The following is a 393-nucleotide window of genomic DNA, read 5'->3' as shown; positions in this document are numbered from 1 at the left end:
AACGACCGCAACCACCTGCACTTCGGCGCGGGCGAGACCGAGACCACGATCGAGCTGCCGCCGGGCAAGCACACGCTGCAGTTGCTGATGGCCGACGACAAGCACATCCCGCACAACCCGCCGATCTATTCCCGGAAGATCACGATCTACGTGAAGTGAGCGCGCGGCCCGCGCCGCGCGCGCCATGACCGGACCGCCGCGTCCGGCGGCATCATTTTCCTCCCGCGCTTTTTCCCCTGTCTTCTTGCGCAAGCGCGCGCCGCGCGCACTTGTCTGCCGGCGGCAGACACCGTGGCGCGATGGTGTTGGTCCGCACCCGTCAGCGCGGCAGTGCGTGCCAGTCCCCGCGATGTGCCGAGCCAAACCGCAGACCCGCATGCCGCCTGGCTTTGC

Annotated in this window: 1 protein-coding gene; it reads left to right on the top strand. The window is 68.4% G+C overall.

What is annotated here, in order from left to right; translation table 11 throughout:
• On the top strand, nucleotides 1–159 hold a 159-nt coding region (locus K206_RS40700; RefSeq protein ID WP_020207217.1), incomplete at its 5' end, for a DUF4399 domain-containing protein.
• Nucleotides 160–393 lie beyond the last annotated feature (234 nt).

Origin of the sequence: Cupriavidus sp. WS (assembly GCF_000395345.1) — a bacterium.
GTDB classification, from domain to species: Bacteria; Pseudomonadota; Gammaproteobacteria; order Burkholderiales; family Burkholderiaceae; genus Cupriavidus; species Cupriavidus basilensis_B.
The sequence above is the reverse complement of the archived record's forward strand: the minus strand, read 5'-3'. Positions and strand labels throughout refer to the sequence as shown.